This is a genomic window from Chryseobacterium sp. SIMBA_038 (assembly GCF_046535115.1).
Lineage (GTDB): Bacteria > Bacteroidota > Bacteroidia > Flavobacteriales > Weeksellaceae > Chryseobacterium.
Map to the genome: position 1 here is coordinate 1 of NZ_JAWRXH010000013.1, position 17,856 is coordinate 17,856.

General features: G+C 35.2%; 12 protein-coding genes. 8 read left to right on the top strand and 4 right to left on the bottom strand.

The genetic code is table 11. The features are described 5' to 3' along the window. Nucleotides 1-509: 509 nt before the first annotated feature. From SB689_RS22425 to SB689_RS22440, 4 genes are all read right to left on the bottom strand, one after another. Nucleotides 510-1,466, bottom strand: a complete 957-nt coding sequence (locus tag SB689_RS22425; RefSeq protein WP_410694299.1) for a DUF3810 domain-containing protein — start codon at nt 1,464-1,466, stop codon at nt 510-512. A gap of 94 nt (nt 1,467-1,560) precedes the next feature. Further along, nucleotides 1,561-3,006: an MFS transporter gene (locus tag SB689_RS22430; protein WP_410694300.1), complete on the bottom strand. Its 1,446-nt coding sequence runs from the start codon at nt 3,004-3,006 to the stop codon at nt 1,561-1,563. A 41-nt stretch (nt 3,007-3,047) separates the two neighbouring features. Continuing rightward, nucleotides 3,048-3,776 carry a lysophospholipid acyltransferase family protein gene (locus SB689_RS22435; RefSeq protein ID WP_410694301.1) on the bottom strand — a complete coding sequence of 243 codons (729 nt, stop codon included), beginning with the start codon at nt 3,774-3,776 and terminating at the stop codon, nt 3,048-3,050. Between the two features lie 3 nt (nt 3,777-3,779). Further along, on the bottom strand, nt 3,780-4,238 hold the full coding sequence (locus SB689_RS22440) for a GtrA family protein (RefSeq protein WP_410694302.1): 459 nt from the start codon (nt 4,236-4,238) through the stop codon (nt 3,780-3,782). Nucleotides 4,239-4,468: 230 nt separating this feature from the next. On the opposite strand from SB689_RS22440, the gene SB689_RS22445 reads away from it, so the two are divergent. The 8 genes from SB689_RS22445 to SB689_RS22480 all read left to right on the top strand — a co-directional run bounded on the left by SB689_RS22445 (nt 4,469) and on the right by SB689_RS22480 (nt 17,388). Further along, nucleotides 4,469-4,732 carry a hypothetical protein gene (locus tag SB689_RS22445; RefSeq protein ID WP_410694303.1) on the top strand — a complete coding sequence of 88 codons (264 nt, stop codon included), beginning with the start codon at nt 4,469-4,471 and terminating at the stop codon, nt 4,730-4,732. A gap of 85 nt (nt 4,733-4,817) precedes the next feature. Then, complete coding sequence (locus tag SB689_RS22450; protein WP_410694304.1) at nt 4,818-5,669, top strand: ATPase; 852 nt, start codon at nt 4,818-4,820, stop codon at nt 5,667-5,669. 12 nt (nt 5,670-5,681) lie between these two features. Continuing rightward, complete coding sequence (locus tag SB689_RS22455) at nt 5,682-7,976, top strand: NADP-dependent malic enzyme (RefSeq protein ID WP_410694305.1); 2,295 nt, start codon at nt 5,682-5,684, stop codon at nt 7,974-7,976. 72 nt (nt 7,977-8,048) lie between these two features. Continuing rightward, the gene (locus SB689_RS22460; RefSeq protein WP_410694306.1) at nt 8,049-8,693 is read left to right on the top strand and encodes an HAD family hydrolase; all 645 of its coding nucleotides are present in this window, start codon (nt 8,049-8,051) and stop codon (nt 8,691-8,693) included. Nucleotides 8,694-8,880: 187 nt separating this feature from the next. After that, nucleotides 8,881-9,465 (top strand): Holliday junction branch migration protein RuvA, encoded by a 585-nt coding sequence (gene ruvA, locus SB689_RS22465; protein WP_066752393.1) that lies wholly within the window; start codon nt 8,881-8,883, stop codon nt 9,463-9,465. Between the two features lie 6 nt (nt 9,466-9,471). Then, nucleotides 9,472-16,548, top strand: a complete 7,077-nt coding sequence (gene sprA / locus SB689_RS22470; RefSeq protein WP_410694307.1) for a cell surface protein SprA — start codon at nt 9,472-9,474, stop codon at nt 16,546-16,548. Nucleotides 16,549-16,658: 110 nt separating this feature from the next. Next, nucleotides 16,659-17,036, top strand: a complete 378-nt coding sequence (gcvH, locus tag SB689_RS22475) for a glycine cleavage system protein GcvH (protein ID WP_410694308.1) — start codon at nt 16,659-16,661, stop codon at nt 17,034-17,036. A gap of 55 nt (nt 17,037-17,091) precedes the next feature. Next, the gene (locus tag SB689_RS22480) at nt 17,092-17,388 is read left to right on the top strand and encodes a VanZ family protein (protein ID WP_410694309.1); all 297 of its coding nucleotides are present in this window, start codon (nt 17,092-17,094) and stop codon (nt 17,386-17,388) included. Nucleotides 17,389-17,856 lie beyond the last annotated feature (468 nt).

A 17,856-nucleotide genomic window follows, 5' to 3' on the forward strand; every position in this document is an offset into this window, starting at 1 on the left:
TTAAAATTACTCTTTTTATGAAAACACTCCTTAAATTTCTAATATCAAATGTCCACTTTTTGCTGACGATTTACAATTTCGATATTATAAGACAATTTCTTTTCACGAGTTTAAATAATTTGGGTTCGATATTTTAAATAATTCAATTTACATTTTTATTTTCGAAACGTTATTTTTGATTATGTCTCACTTTGAGAAATGATAATTTTCCAAACAAATGTTAGGTTTATTATTATTTTTAAGTTAAAGTTTATTTTTAACTAGTATTTTATTATTTATTTAAAGTTTTAATCATAATTCATTAAAAAGGGACGTGAACTCAAGTGAACTTAAAAAGTCATAAAGTTTTCATAAATTTTAAAAAAAGAAGGGAAATGTTTTTGTAATTCTAAAATATATTGTACTTTTACAACGCCTTGAATGAGGGAACAAGTCAAGGTAATAAATTTTTTTTCATCATTTGTGTTTTTAGAATCGTATCGCCTGATACGATTCTTTTGTTTTTATACCTATTTTTCGTAGTTTAATAATAAATCAATAAAGTAAGAATAAGTAACAGATCCTTCCTGTTGATTGCTTTTCAGAAACAGATTATTGGTAAACCCGAAAAAATCATCCAGCCAGCCTTGATGTTTCATTATAAAACTTTTTTCATATGATCTGTCTCTTTTCATTCCGGCAGAATAATTCTTCAAAATAGATTTCACGAACTCAGGATCATTTTCAACAATATATCTTAAAAGGCTTTTTAACGTAAAATATTCCGTGCTGTATCTCAGTTCTAGATTTTCAGATTTAATTCCAATTAAATATCCTACAAAATTAGCTTCCTGCTCTCGTGCGAAACCTAATTGGTGCGAACTTTCATGAGCGGAGGTAAAAGGGATGAATGTGGAAGGTAATTCGGAGTTGTATTGTGCTTCTGCGGTAAAAGGATTATAGTAGCCCAGAATTCCCGTAAAACTCATCACATTCTTAAATAAACTTGGTTTAAATGAATTAATCTGAGGAGCTTTTTTATCTGAAATATACTTAGGAAGTTTCTCCTGCTGAAAGAGTATTTCTTTTTGAATTGCTTTTAAATCTTTCACAATGAAAATTCCATTTTTATCTTCCTCTACGACTTGTCTTGTTGCTTTGCACTTTTCAAGATATTGTAAGGCTAAGATTTTTGCTTTGTCTAAAGTTGGCTCTTTTTGACTTGATAACTTCTTAATAATCGGAATTTGAAAATATAACATTCCCCAAAATATCTGATACGTAAAATAAAAAATATTAATAACGATTAAAAGTTTTAGAATAGAACTGCTTCTGCTTTTTTTCTTAAATATTTTGATAATCGAATACAAAAGAAATGCTCCTAATATAATGTAGAGCAGGTCTCCAAATGAGAAAGGAATCCATGAAAATATTATTTGATGAAGACTTTTCTGAAACTCAAAAAAATGCTCGAAAAACGAGATCATCATTTTAGATCTCGAAAAAACATAGAACAAAAGAATTTGGACAACTAAAATAGCTGTCCAAAATGTCTTTTTCTTATATATTTTTGTAGTGTTGTTAGTGGCCACTACCTTTTGATATTTTATCTAAATCAATTCCCTGAGCCTTTAAAATTCCACTCACACGGATCGCGTAGAATGCTAAATAAGCAAAACAGATAACGCCAACGATATAACTTGTATGAATATCTGTTAAGTCAGCAACGTATCCTTGTAAAAGACTTACAATTCCACCTCCCATAATCATCATGATCAATAATCCTGAACCTTGGTTAGTGTGTTTTCCTAGTCCATTGATCGCAAGAGCGAAGATACAAGGCCAAAGCGTAGAGCAGAATAATCCAACGCTTGTAAATGCGTATACAGAAACCATTCCTGTAGTAAACATACCGATTAATAAAGCTGTAATACCTGCAGAAGAGAAAATAAGCAGCATTCTTGCCGGATTTCCTTTACTCAAGATATCACAAATGATCATTGCTATAATAATAAGTCCGTAAACGTAGAAAGGAGCTAGATCGTGATGCGCAATAGCGTTAACTAATAAGAACAATGCAAAAGCCAGATACGGAGCCAAAAATCTTAAGATTTTTTTGAATCCCGCGCTAAAATCAAATGCATCTACAGCACCTGTCCAACGTCCGATCATCATAGAAGCCCAGTATAATGAAATATAAGGGGCAACGTCTTTGGTTGCAAACCCTAAATCTTTTTCCATGTACGCAGGTAAATTACTTGCTGTAGAAACTTCTACCCCTACATAAACGAATATAGCGATCATTCCTAAAATCAATTGAGGATATTGTAGTGCTGATTTTCTGTGTTCACCGGGAACAGAATCGTCAGTATTTTCAACATTGGTAAGCGTAATTGCAGGAAGTGATGAGAATTTTAGTAAAAAAGCAACAAGCGCGAACGCAGCTCCTAAAATAAGATAAGGTACTTTAACACTTTCTATGCTTGCCTCAGTATTAGCTGCACTTGCAGACCCGAAAATAGCAAAAGAAACAATAAGCGGACCTATAGTAGTTCCTAAGTTATTAACACCTCCGGCCATCGTTAATCTCTGAGATCCCGTTTCAGACGGGCCCACCTCAATAGCTAATGGATTCGCAACAATTTGTTGTAAAGAGAACCCTAATCCAACAATAAATAATCCGGAAATCATTAATGGGAACGATCCCATATTGGCTGCCGGATAAAATAATAATGTTCCTGCAGCAGAAATAAGGAGTCCTACTATTAAACCGTTTTTATAACCGATTTTATTAATTAAATCTTGTTTCAATCCTTTTGAAACTGCCATATAAATTAAAGAACCTACCGTATATGCCACGTAGAAACAGATCTGGACGAGCATACTTTCGGTTTGTGATAAATTGAAGGCTTTTTTAAATACCGGGATCAGTATGTCGTTACTTGCAGCGACGAAGCCCCAGAAAAAAAACACAATAACTAATGGCAGGAATTGTCCCCAATTAGTTTGTTTAGAATAATTTGACATGTTTGTTAAAGATTTCTTAATAACAAATATAATTATTTCTTTTAAATAGAACGTTCTAGTAAGGTTTTTTTTATTTCGTCAAATGCTTCTGTTTTCAGGTCTTTTGGGGAGGTTGAAGAGTCTAAAATTCCGTTAAAATAAACTTTTACTTTACCGGGATGACCTTTTGAGTTGTCAAACGGAAAAATTTCCTTTAATCCGATGAAAGTATAGATTGCAATGGGCGACTCATGTTTTGAAGATAATGTGAATGCGCCGTCTTTAAATTCATCCAAAATTACAGAAGTGTCATCCGGAACACCCCCTTCCGGGAAAATAACGATGCTGTTTCCTTCTTCCATTTTCTCAGCACATCTGCGGTAAACATCAGCTCGGCTTCTTGGGCTGCTTCTGTCTACCATCACACATATTCTTTTATATATGGTTCCGAAAATTGGAATTTTCACTAATTCTTTTTTTCCCACAAAGCAAACCGGATGTTTGGAACATAAAATACACATCAGCATAATATCCATAATAGAAGTATGATTGGATATGAAAACGTGGGGTTTATTCTTATCGGGTTTTTGGTCAGAGAGATTGGTGACTTCGTATCTCAGACCCATTCCGTAGAACATGGCGTAGCTCCAAAGTCGTATGAATTTGTAGGCATATTTATAATGTCTCTTATTAAAAGATAAAATATAAACAGGTATTCCGAAAATAACTGTTAAAACAAAGGCTAAAATAAGCAGCCAGAATCTCCAGAGATAATTTAAAATCTTTACCACAAATTAACCGTTAAAAATTACTTTCTTTTTTATAGAATAATTAAGAACTGAAACCAATAGTATTGCAGCAATCTTACTGGTTATTTCGGGACTTAAGGTATAAAAAATTAAATCAATATTATCTTTAAATATAAAACTATAGAATATTTGGAAGAAGCTAAGGCTTAATAATGTTGAAATAAAAGAAACCACCATAAAATAAGCAAATTCTTTTCTTTTAGAATGCTTTCCTCTTTCAAATACAAACCAGATACTCAGGAAGTAATTCGTGATAATCCCACAGCAGGTAGAGAAAATATTACTTAAAGGATAATGAATTCCGTGAAAGTTGGTTTCACTGGAAAAAAACTGAGGCAGATAGGTGCTGAAGGCTTTAAAGCTTCCGATTTCTATAATGGCGCTAAGTCCTCCCGCAATAATAAAGAACAAAATTTGTTTTTGACGTAGTAGTATATCTTTCATCTCAATTTTATGATATGCAAATTTATAACTATATGTTAAACAGTAAAAAAAGATGTTAAATATTTTTTTTACATGAAAAATATTTCTAATTTTAATTTTCAGAACGATATAAAACAGACCTGATAATAAATTCATTTTCAACTACTTGTGTTGATGGTTTTTCCTATCTTGTAATGCGTGATTGAAGCGTACTTCCAACTATATATTTACCACTTAATAATAATATTTGTATGAAATCTCAAAACAAATACAGAAAATTTCAGCTTCAACAACATAATATTGAGGCTCTTGAGAAAGAAAATTCCCGTTTCAAACGGGTGTATTCAGAGTACGAAAATATGTCAAACGAGCTCTGGAATCTTGAAAATTCTAAAGATGAACCAGTTCCGGATGATTTTATTAATGCAATGATCCTTCAGACTTCATATTTAGAGAATGAAATCGAAGATTGGTTAATACAATTCAACGAAAAGAAAGCTGATATAAAACATTAATCAGCACACCAGTTTCTGAGCTGTTTTTAAGCTCTTCTCAAGATAAATTCATAATTTAGCATCCTTAAACTAAAATGTGAAAAATATGGTTGCTATTGTTGATAGTGGTTCTACTAAATCAGATTGGGTAATATTGGATGAATTCAAACAAGTTTTTCTAAAGACGGAAACAATTGGTTTTAATCCCAATTTTATCAACATAGAACTCATTGTTCCCGAAATTGAAAAGAATACTAGTTTAACATCCGTTAAGAATTCCATCAAGAAAATTTATTTCTATGGTTCAGGATGCGGGATTCAAAAAAACTGTGATACCATCGTAGAAGAATTAGGTAAAGTATTTGGTGATGCAGAAATTACCGTAAGGGAAGATCTTTTGGCAGCTGCTTATGCGGCTTATCAGGGAAGACCTGCAATCGTCTGCATTATGGGGACGGGCTCTAATTCTTGCTATTTCGACGGCGAAAATTTAAAAATAAAACTTCCTTCTCTTGGCTTCCTGATGGGAGATGAGGGAAGTGGAAGTGCGATTGGTAAACAATTGGTACGCAGATTTTTTATGCAAAAACTTCCTGAGGATCTTAGTCAGGAATTTCAGGAAATTTACAATTTAACGATTGATGATGCATTGAAAAATATGTATCATGTAACAAGACCGAATGCTTATTTAGCGAATTTCAATAAATTTGTGATAGACAGAAAAGATCATCCTTACCTCCGAAATATGGTTTTGGAGGAAATGAAGAATTTTTTCGACTATCAGGTTCTTCCTTACGAAGAAAGTAAAGATGCTGAGATCAACTTTATAGGCTCAATTGCTTATTATTACGAAGATATTCTACGTTCTGCAGCTGCAGAGCTTAATTTAAATGTGGGACATGTTGTACAAAAACCTATCGAAAGTTTAGTCGACTACCATGTTAAATACATACTTTAAAAAATATTATTTATGTCAAATAAAACTCACCGCGACGAAAAGAACTTCAATCAGGCCGCGTTAGATTATCATAAAGCTGAACCCAAAGGAAAAATCGAAGTAATTCCTTCAAAACCGCACTCTTCACAAAGAGATTTGTCATTGGCATATTCTCCGGGAGTAGCAGTTCCTTGTATGGAAATCTACGAAAAGCCCGAAACAGTGTATGATTATACAGGAAAAGGAAACTTGGTTGCTGTAATTTCTAACGGAACAGCAGTTCTTGGATTGGGTGATATTGGGGCAGAAGCTTCAAAACCGGTAATGGAAGGTAAAGGTCTTTTATTTAAGATTTTTGCAGATATCAATGTTTTTGATATCGAGATTAATGAGAAGGATCCGGATAAATTTATTCAGATTGTAAAAGGAATTGCTCCAACTTTTGGAGGAATCAACCTTGAAGATATTAAAGCTCCTGAAGCTTTCTATATTGAGCAGAAACTAAAAGAGGAATTAGATATTCCTTTGATGCACGATGACCAACACGGAACAGCGATCATTTCTGCAGCAGCTTTGATCAATTCATTGCAAATTGCAAACAAGAAGATTGATGAGGTTAAAATGGTGGTAAACGGAGCAGGAGCTGCGGCAATTGCTTGTACCAACTTATATATTTCTTTAGGATTAAAAAGAGAAAACGTTCTAATGTGCGATAGCAAAGGAGTTATCAATCATAAAAGAGAAAACCTTACGCCTGAAAAAATAGATTTCATCGCCAATACAGATCTTGAAACGTTGGAAGATGCTGTAAAAGGTTCAGATGTTTTCATCGGATTGTCTAAAGGAAACGTAATGACTCCCGAAATGCTATTAAGCATGAATGAAAACCCAATCGTTTTCGCTTTGGCAAATCCAGATCCTGAGATCGCTTATGATTTAGCTTTTGAAACTCGTAAAGACGTTATCATGGCAACAGGAAGAAGTGATTATCCTAACCAGGTTAATAACGTTTTAGGCTTCCCTTACATTTTCCGTGGAGCATTGGATGTTCAGGCAAAAGGTATTAATGAAGAAATGAAATTGGCTGCCGTTCACGCGATCGCTGATTTGGCTAAAGAACCAGTTCCTGAAGCTGTAATTTTAGCTTATAATGTTCAGAATTTACAGTTCGGTAGAGAATATTTTATTCCAAAACCATTTGATAACAGATTAATTACCAAAGTTTCAAGTGCTGTTGCAAAAGCGGCTATTGAAAGTGGTATTGCAAGAAAAACGATTGCTGATTTCGACGAATACGAAAACAGTCTTCTTGACAGAATGGGAAGAGACGAGAAGTTGGTAAGAATGATGCAGACCCGTGCTAAAGCCGATCCAAAGAGAATTACTTTAGGAAATGCTGAAGAGTACAACGTTTTAAAAGCTGCACAGATTCTTTATGAAGAAGGAATTGCTTTCCCAAGTCTTTTAGGAAACAAAAAATACATCAAAGAGCAAATGGAACGTTTCGGAATCGAATTGGATATTCCGATTATCGATCCAAGTGACGACGACCAAAAGGAAAATAGACAGAAATACAGAGAAACGCTGTGGAAACTTCGCCAGAGAAAAGGGATGAATGAATACAAAGCGAAAAGATATGTACGTCAGAGAGATTATTTCGGACCATTGATGTTGAGACATGGTGATACTGACGGACTTATCGTTGGATTCTCTAAAAATTATACTTCAGTTTTACGTCCTGTTTTAGAAGTTATCGAAAAAGAGAAAGGCGTAGATAAAGTAGCTGCAATGATGATGATTTTGTCTGAAAAGAAACCAATTTTCTTCGCAGATACTTCAATTAATCAAAACCCGACGGCTGAAGATTTGGTTAATATTGCTAAAATGGCAGAAATTACTGTTAAAACTTTTGCTGTTGAACCAAGAATTGCAATGCTAGGCTTCGAAAACTTCGCAGGAATCTCTGATACTTCGAAAAAAGTAGCAAAAGCAGTAAGCATTCTTCACGAAAAATTCCCTAAAATGGTTGTTGATGGAGAAATTCAGCCGGATTTTGCCATGAATGCAGATCATTTGAGTGATTATCCTTTCTCAAAATTAGGAACAACTCCTGCTAACACATTCATTTTCCCAAATCTTGAAAGTGCCAACTTATCTTACAAGATCATCAGAGGGATGAAAGTTGCTCAGGTTATCGGGCCAATCTTGATGGGATTAAAACAGCCTGTTCACGTTTTACAGATGCGTTCAAGTGTAGACGAGATTGTAAACTTGGCGACGGTTGCTGTTCTTGACGCTCAGAGAAGAGAGAAAAAAGACAAAAAATAATTAAAATTTAAAGCTCATAGGTTTCTAAAATCTATGAGCTTTAAATAATACACAAACACACAAATTTTGAAAATGAAGTTAAATGAAAAGGCGATTATTTTTGATATGGATGGAACGATTGTAGACAATATCCCTTATCATGAAGAATCGTGGATCCTATTTTTAAAAGAATATGGAATTATTATCGAGCCTGAGAATTTCAGCGCCCAAAATCATGGAACGTTAGATGAAATGATCATCCGTTTTTTCGGCGCGGAAACTTCTAAAGAAAGGGTTCATGAGTTGGGATTAGCAAAGGAAAAAGCATATCAGACTTTGTATCAAAACCATATCAAAGAAGTGAACGGATTAACGCCTTTCCTTCAAAAATTGAATCAGAATAACATCAAAACAGGACTTGCCACGATGGGAATTCCGTCAAGTATTGATTTTATTTTAGGGGGATTGAATGTTAAAAACTATTTTCAGGAAATTACCGGTGGAATAGAAGTTTCCAAGGGAAAACCAAATCCTGAAATATTTTTAAAAACACTCGAAAAACTAAAAGTTGATGCTAAATACACCGTTGCAGTAGAAGACTCAATGGGAGGAATAAAAGCTGCCAAGGATGCAGGAATGAAGGTGATTGGGATTACAACTACCCATTCACTGGAAGAATTGATGGATAACGGCTGTGCTGAGGTGATTAATGATTATACTAATATTGAGATTGTTTAGAAGATATTTTTAATTAAGTAACTTTTAAATCATAATAATTTTACAAAGACTCCAGATTTTGGAGTCTTTTGTTTTTGTGAAAAATCCTTGAATTCTATCTTAAAAATTAAGTTAAATTTCATTCGCGCATGAAATGAAAACATTAATTAGTTTAAATTGCTATATTTGGGAGTTTTAAAAATTAATAATGATATTTTCTTTACAAGGCACTGTTCAAGAACTTACGCCTACCTATGCAGTAATCAACGTACAAGGTGTTGGTTATTATGTGGGTATCAGTTTAATGACCTCACAAACCCTGACTTTGAATCAGGCAACCGTACTTTTTATTCAGCAGATCATCCGTGAAGATGCACATTTACTTTTTGGATTTAACACTCGTTCAGAAAAAGAAATGTTCAATCTGTTAATAAGCGTTAATGGAGTAGGTGCTGTTTCTGCACTTATTTTACTGTCAACTTTAAGTCTTGATGAGATTGCTTCTGCGATACTTTCCAAGAACAGCGCGTTGATCCAAAAAGCAAAAGGTCTTGGGGTAAAAACTGCTGAAAGAATTATTGTAGATTTAAAGGATAAAGTCCAGAAATTCACCAATGCAGAAGAAAATATTTCTACATTTGTGGATAATAAAATCAAGGAAGAATCGTTATCTGCATTAGAAGTTTTAGGAATTCCTAAAAGAATGAGCGAGAAGATTGCAGATAGAATAATAAAACAAAATTCGGCTATTACGGTAGAAGAATTGGTAAAACAAATCTTAAAAAACATTTAACATTTGGTGGCGAATAATAAGTTTCTCAATATATTTTTGTTCCTGTCCTTTCTGTGTGTATCAGTAAGTACTTTTGCGCAGCAGCGACCAGTACGTGATACCGCAATCGTAAAGAAAGACTATGAACTGGCTGATCCTACGCAGTATGAAGCCTTTTACGATGTAAAAACGGGTATGTACTACGTTTATCCTAAAATAGGTAATACAATAACCGGACCGCCAACAGCGATGTCTCCTGAAGATTATAAGGAGTTTATGCTGGCAGCACAGACAAAGGCTTACTACAAGGAGAAATCAGACAAATACAGTTTGATGTTCCGAAAAGATAAAGAGGGTGCCCGAAGAAAAGGTTTGATCCCTTCTTTAACCATTCGAAACAAGCTTTTTGAAACCATTTTTGGAAGTAACAAAATTGAAATTATCCCATCCGGATATGCTTCTTTTGACTTTGCTGGACTATATCAAAAAATAGATAACCCACTAATTTTACCTCAAAACAGAAAAAGTTTTACGTTTGATATTGATCAAAGGATTCAGCTTGGTTTATTGGGTAAAGTAGGGGAGAATCTTCAGTTAAAAGCCAATTATGATACTCAGAGCGGTTTTGCTTTTGAGAATAGGATGAATTTGGTTTGGCAGGCAAAAGGAAGCTGGAAAGATCTCCAGCAAAAAGGTCTTGGAAATGTCGATCAGCCCAATGCAGGAGGAGAAGATAAAATTATAAAAAGAGTTGAATTCGGTAACGTAAATATGCCGCTTTCAACCAGTTTAATACGAGGTTCTCAATCATTATTCGGGGTTAAAACCGAGTTTCAGCTTGGGAAAACTTTCGGAACTGTGGTTCTTTCTCAACAACAGGGTGAGGCCAGAAACATTGTCGTTCAGGGAGGAGGTGTAATGAATACCTTCAAAATGAATGCAATTGACTATGAAGATAATCAGCACTACTTTTTAGGACATTATTTCTTAGATAATTATGATAATGCATTACTTAATTATCCTCAGATCAACTCAAAAATCAGTATTACAAGAGCAGAGGTTTGGGTTTTAGATCAAGGAAATAGCAACTTAGCTTATCAGAAAAGTATTGTCGGAATTAGAGACTTAGGTGAAGGAGCTTCAGGATTGCCCGATAACACGCAAAATGGACTTTATCAGGCGGTTTCCAATACAATGGGAACACCGAGAGATGCTGGAGCGAATTATGGTGATCTTCTGCAAGGACAGGTTTTTCCGGGAAGTGCAGAGCCTTATCAAAATAGTGAACATTTTATATTCAATAAAAAAGCAAGAAGATTAAATTCAAACGAATATACATTACAACCGCAATTAGGATACATATCATTAAACCAGAAGCTGAATGACAATCAGCTTTTAGCTGTTTCATACTCGTACACGGTTAACGGAAGCAATCAGGTTTACAAAGTAGGGGAATTCTCCGAAGAAAGCCCGGTGTTGGTAACTAAGGTTTTAAGAGTAAACAATAAGCTGAATGTTGCCTCGCCAATGTGGGATTTGATGATGAAGAACATCTATGCTTTGGATGCAGGACAGGTAAATCAGGATGGGTTTATTTTAAATGTTTTCTATAGAGATTCACAAACAGGAGGTAAAGTAAATTATCTTCCGAATACGATCGTTAAAGACACCAATTTATTGAAATTACTAAACTGGGATCGACTTAACACGAATGGAGATATTCAGAATAACGGAAGTACAACCGGTGACGGTATTTTTGACTTTGTAAACGGTATCACGATCCGGCCGGAAACCGGAAGGGTTATCTTTACGAAAGCTCAGCCGTTCGGTAAATATATGTCGCAGGTTTTGGGAAGTAATGATCCGCAATATGTTTTCAATGAATTATATACTCAACAGAAACAGGTTGCATCATCTAACAACTTAGCTCAGCGATATACGCTGGAAGGTCGTTACAAAGGAACGCAGGGACAAGGGATTTCTTTGGGAGCTGTAAACGTTCCGCAGGGATCTGTAAAAGTATCTGCAAACGGTGTTCAGTTAACAGAAGGTGTCGACTATACGGTTGACTACATGTTGGGAACCGTTACCATTATCAATGAAAATGTAAAACAGTCCGGACAGGCAATTAACATCGCATTAGAAAATCAATTAACATTTAATACACAAAGAAAAAGATTCTTAGGATTAAACTTAGAAAGAAGAGTTAATGAGAACTTTATTTTTGGTGGAACGGTTGTTAATTACTCCGAATCTCCGCTTACTCAAAAAGTAAACTACGGGCAGGAAGCTGTAAATAATACAATGGCTGGTGTTAACTTAATGTACAACAACCAACTTCCTTTCCTTACGAGATTAACGGATAAAATTCCATTAATAAATACAGAAGCGCCATCTAATTTGAATTTCAAAATGGAAGCGGCTTATTTACTTCCTGGACTTAATAAAGGAACAAATGACCAATCGTACATTGACGATTTTGAACAGACTACTTCTAAAATTTCATTAAAAGAGCCTACCGCTTGGAGTTTAGCTTCAAAACCTGAAAAGAATCAGGGTGATGCTATTTTCCAGGGAGCTGGTGCAAATAATGATATTACAAATGGTTATGGTAGAGGTTTATTATCTTGGTATAACATTGACCCGAGATTCTATGGTGTAGGTGGTAGAGCCCCTGCAGGAATTACTCCGCAGTCGGTTTCTAATCACGCTTCAAGAAGAGTTCAGCTTTCTGAGATTTTTAATAACAGAGATTTTGTTGCGGGTGAACAAACCTTCACCAATACTTTCGATATATCGTATTATCCTAGAGAAAAAGGACCATATAACGTAAACCCGGCTAACGAAACAACTCAGCAAAGATGGGCGGGTATTATGAGACCAATAAGTATTTCCAACTTTGTGAATTCTAATATTGAATATGTTGAATTCTGGATGATGGACCCTTACGCAGATGGAAATAACTTAGGGACTAATCCGAGACTTTTATTACAATTAGGAAACGTTTCCGAAGATGTTTTAAAAGATGGACAAATGCAGTATGAGAATGGATTACCAACGGGATCTACTCCATCTACTACAACAAGTACGAATTGGGGAACTCAGCCAAAACAGCCGCCGATTCTATACGCATTCTCAAGTGAAGGTGATGACAGAAGGGCACAAGATTTAGGATATGACGGTTTAAGTTCTGAACAGGAAGCAATAAAGTTCGGAAATACTTTCATTAACCCGGTTACAAATATTGCCGATCCAGCTGTGGATGATTTCGTATTCTATTTGTCGGATAAATTTACGGGCAGTCAGGCAGCGTCAATTATTCAGAGATATAAATATTTCAGAAATCCGGAAGGAAACTCTCAGGCTAACTCACTTGAAGTTTCAACTCAAACTCCGGATGCAGAAGATATCAATAAAGATTATAATCTAGATCAGAACGAAAGCTATAATCAATATGAAGTAAAATTAGATCAAGGTAACTTGGTTTTAGGACAAAATAATATTGTTGATGTTAAAACTGTTCAGGCAACTTTCCAAAACGGGCAGACTGATCAGGTGAAATGGTACTTATTCAGAGTTCCAATTGCTCAGTATGATGCTACTGCAGGAGATCATGCAGCTGATGTTCTTAACAATGTAAGATTTGCAAGATTATTATTAACAGGTTTTGACCAGACTTCTACGTTGAGGTTTGGTACATTAGACCTTGTAAGATCAGATTGGAGAAGATATCCTAAAAACTTCGCAGTATACGGAACAGATACAACTGCTGATCCTGCAACAAATGAGGGAACATCTGATGTTGTAGATCCAAATAATTTTGAAATTGGAAGTGTAAATATTGAAGAAAATGCATTAAACCAACCTCCATATGTATTGCCTCCGGGAATTGACAGACAGGTATTGAGCGGAAATGCAGGTGCACAGAGACAGAATGAAGCTTCTCTATATATGAGAGCTAATGAGCTTCGTACTACAGAGGCTAGAGGAGTGTTCAAGAACTCTTCATTAGACATGAGAAGATACAAGAAGCTGAAACTTTTTGTACACGCTGAAGATCCTGAAAACAGAGATCCAAATATTGGATTAATGGATAAAAAGACGAAATTCTTTATCCGTTTCGGAAACGATGCAACAGATAACTATTATGAATATGAAGCTTCTTTAAAGCTTACTTCAAAAACAGCTACGGCGCCAATGGATATTTGGCCATTGGATAATGAAGTAGACTTAGATATTCAAGACTTTGTAGATGCTAAAATCAGAAGAGATAAAAACTTCCCGAATGATATTGCCAAGAGAATCATGGATCAAGAGTTTGGAAGTGATATTAATTTCAAAAAAATCTATGTTAAAGGACGTCCAAGTTTAGGAAATGTAACATCCATTGTATTAGGTATAAGAAATGCGGGAGATAGAACAGGAGTGTCAATAGACAGGGTACTTTGGGTAAACGAAATCCGTCTTTCAGAAATTGAAAACGACGGAGGGTATGCCGGAAACGCAAGCTTAAACTTCAACCTTGGAGATTTTGCAACTATTAATACAAGTGCATCTTATACATCTGTTGGTTTCGGTAATATTGATTCTAAACCTGCGGAAAGAAATCAGTCTACACAATCTGCATTCAGTATTAATACTGCGATCAACGTAGATAAGTTCCTTCCTGAGAAGAGCGGAGTGAAAATTCCGTTAAACTATTCATATTCTCAAACAATCGAAGATCCGAAATACAATCCTTTGGATACCGATGTTGAATTTAATAAAGCTGCCAACAAAGAACAGCTTAAGAAAGTAGCAAGAACATATACTCAACAAAGAAGTTTGGGTGTTGTGAATATGCACAAGGAAAGAATGAATCCTAATAAAAAGGCTAAATTCTATGATATAGAAAACGTTTCCGTTACTGCGGTTTATAATGACGATTACTATAGAGACATTTACACTAAGAAAAATTACAGACAGTATCTGAGAGGATATATTGACTATAATTATACATTCAAGCCTTGGGTGATTAAGCCGTTCAATAAAATGATCAGCGATACCGCGAAGTCTACAAAATATCTGAGATGGGTTAAAGAATTCAACTTCAATCCGGTTCCTACAAGATTGTCTTTCAGAACAGAAATCGACAGAAATTATAATGAACTTGAATTCAGAAATATTGAATCAATCTTAAGTGGAAATATGACTGATGACTTTGCTGCTATCAGAAACAGAAACTTCTATTTTGGATGGCAATATGGATTAGGTTTCAACTTCACAAAATCATTGAAACTTGAGATCAACTCTGTAACAAGAACGCTTAATGATAATGTTGATGTAAACACGATGGACAACACTGCCATCTTTGGAAACATCTTCAGAGCGGGTAGACCGGTATTGTATAATCATAGAATTCAGTTGAATTACAAATTGCCGTTCCAATATCTTCCATATTTGGATTTCATTGATGCAGAAGTGGGATATGGAACGACGTATAACTGGAATGCAAGATCTACAGCATTGCTTTCATCTCCGGGCGGAAGTTTAGGTTCAATTGGTCAGAACACAAGTGTGATTCAGGCAACGGCAACAGCGGATTTCCCTAAATTCTTTGGACAGTTTAAATATTTCAAAAATATATCAACTAAACTTCAAAAGCGTAAGCAGGAAATTGACTCTCTTAATAATGCGTACACACAGCAGTGGGAGAAGAGAAGATATAAGTATAAAGATTATAAATTCAAGAATAGATTAACGCCGTTGCAAAGTGCAGCGTTCTTACTGACGTCATTTAAGCAGTTAGATTTTAATTATTCTGAAAATAATGGAACTGTACTTCCGGGATTATTATCTGCTCCAAACTTCTACGGTTACGGACAAACATTAGGAGGTCCAACACTTGGATTCTTATTTGGATCACAGGCAGACATTAGAAGATTGGTAATGGAAAATGGCTGGGTAAGTGATTCCGAATTTATGACCGATCCTTACGTCAAAATGTCAACAAAAGAACTGAGGGCGAATTTACAGATCGTTCCGATGAATGATCTTAGAATTGATCTTAATGGAATACATACTTATAACAGAAACTTTACGCAAACCGGATTTAATTATCGCGACAGTAACGGAAATCCAAATCCTAACTACACTTTTGCTAATGATTTTGTGACGTATTCAAACTCGGTAATCCTTTTGAAAACATCTTTCAAAGATGGGCAGGCAATTTTCCAGGCTATTAAAGATAACGCAAGAGCAATATCTCAGCAGATGGGAGGTGGTATTGGTGCTGATGGGTTTACAGAAGGTCACAGTATCTCGAATGCCTACGTTTTAATACCTGCATTTAGAGCAGCAGTTGAAGGTAAGGCTCCTGAACTTATCGGGAATGCTAAAAAAGCAGGACTTCCTTTACCAAACTGGAAACTTACGTATTCAGGATTGAGAAATGTACCTTTCATTAATGGTCAATTCTCTAAGTTTGATATTCTACACGGTTATACGGCAACCTATACTGCGACAGGTATTCAGTCAAGTGTTGATTACTTCAATACATTGACCTCTAATACAAGTTCGGGTAGAGATGTTAATAATGATTATATCAATCCATTTACTTTCGCTCAGGTTGGATATGTTGAAAACTTCTCACCACTTATCGGAATCGATGTTACGATGAGAAACAACTTCCAGTTCGGTTTACAGTATAACAAAACAAGAATGTTATTGTTAGGATTAATCAACCATACACTTACCGAAGATGCCAATACAGAATATGTAGTAAGATTGGGTTATATCGTTCGTAATTTTAGATTAGGAATGGCAAACACAAGAGGTAGCAGAGGTAAAGGAAGCGATCTTAATATTAGAGGTGATATCTCATTAAGAGACAGCAGAACAAGTATCATGAATATCTTATTGGATGATTCTCAGGTGACGGGTGGACAGAAATTAATGAACATCAGACTTTCTGCAGACTATAACGTTTCTGAAAATCTTAACCTAAGAGTATTCTACGAACAAATGACTTCCAAGTATAAAATTTCAACAGCATTCCCTCTGTCAACGATCAGAGCCGGACTTTCTGCGACATTTACATTTGGAGATTCAGGTGGTGGTTTCTAAACTAAATAAACATAAAATTAAATGTCCTTCAATTTTGAGGGACATTTTTTATATTCAATATTTGAACCTACTATTATTTTGAATACATTTGTAAAAATAAAAATTTAAAAATGAACACACCATCAGAATTAAAGTACACTAAGGACCACGAATGGATCAAGATTGAAGGAAACGTGGCTACAATTGGTATTACTGATTTTGCACAAGGAGAACTTGGAGATATCGTTTATGTTGATATTGATACAGTAGATGATGATTTAGAAGGAGGTGCAGTTTTCGGAAGTGTTGAAGCAGTGAAAACAGTTTCAGACTTATTCTTACCTATCGCAGGAAAAGTGATTGAATTTAATTCAGAACTAGAAGCTCAGCCGGAATTGTTAAATACAGATCCTTATGGAAACGGATGGATCATCAAATTAGAATTGGCTGACGGTGCAGATCAATCAGAATTACTTACAGCAGAAGAATACCAAGCTATCATTGGATAAAATTTCAAAAATATTTAGTAAGATATTGCCCATTTATTGGGCATTTCTTACTTATATGCTTCTGAAACCCGGCGAAGAAAACCATGAATATTGGTTTATGTTCAGCGGAATCGACAAAGTTTTACACTTGAGCATATTTGCAATGCTGGGTTTCCTGTTCATTGCAACTTTCCCAAAAATCAAATTTTCCTATTTCTTTCAAATCATCCTTATATATGCCTTCCTCACAGAAATCCTCCAGGACGAAATGGGCTTAGGCAGATCCATGGAATCCCTAGATATTGTCGCAGACACCATCGGGTGCTTAATCGGATACTTTATATATAAAGCGTTAGTCAAACGATTTTTCTAATCTTTCACTCAACGCAAGGATTAAACCCTCCAACCCTCCAACCCATTAACCCTCCAACTCAAAAATTTCAGGAGCTTCATCCGGCTTTCCACTATATCTTTTTTGTGCCGTCCTTCGCTTCGCTCCGGCCGCCCTCAAAAAGGATGCCGCTCCAATCCGGGCTAGGGTAGTGTGCGTTCTTATTATTTTTTCTCATAATAGATTTTTTTCTCAGACATTAATCATTTATCAATCTACATTCTTTCTCCTACACATTTCCCTAACTCCAAAACCGATCTAGACTCATCCTCTCCAACTGTCCCAAACTCCAACCCTAATTTTAAGATCTGTGCCAATCTGCGAAAATCTGTGGGAGATAAAAAAAACGTTCCTCCAGCATAACCTCTCACACTTCAAAACCTATGAGGTTTAATTAGAACATACCTTATATATAGTATACCTATTATATAATAAGGATATCTTTTTCAA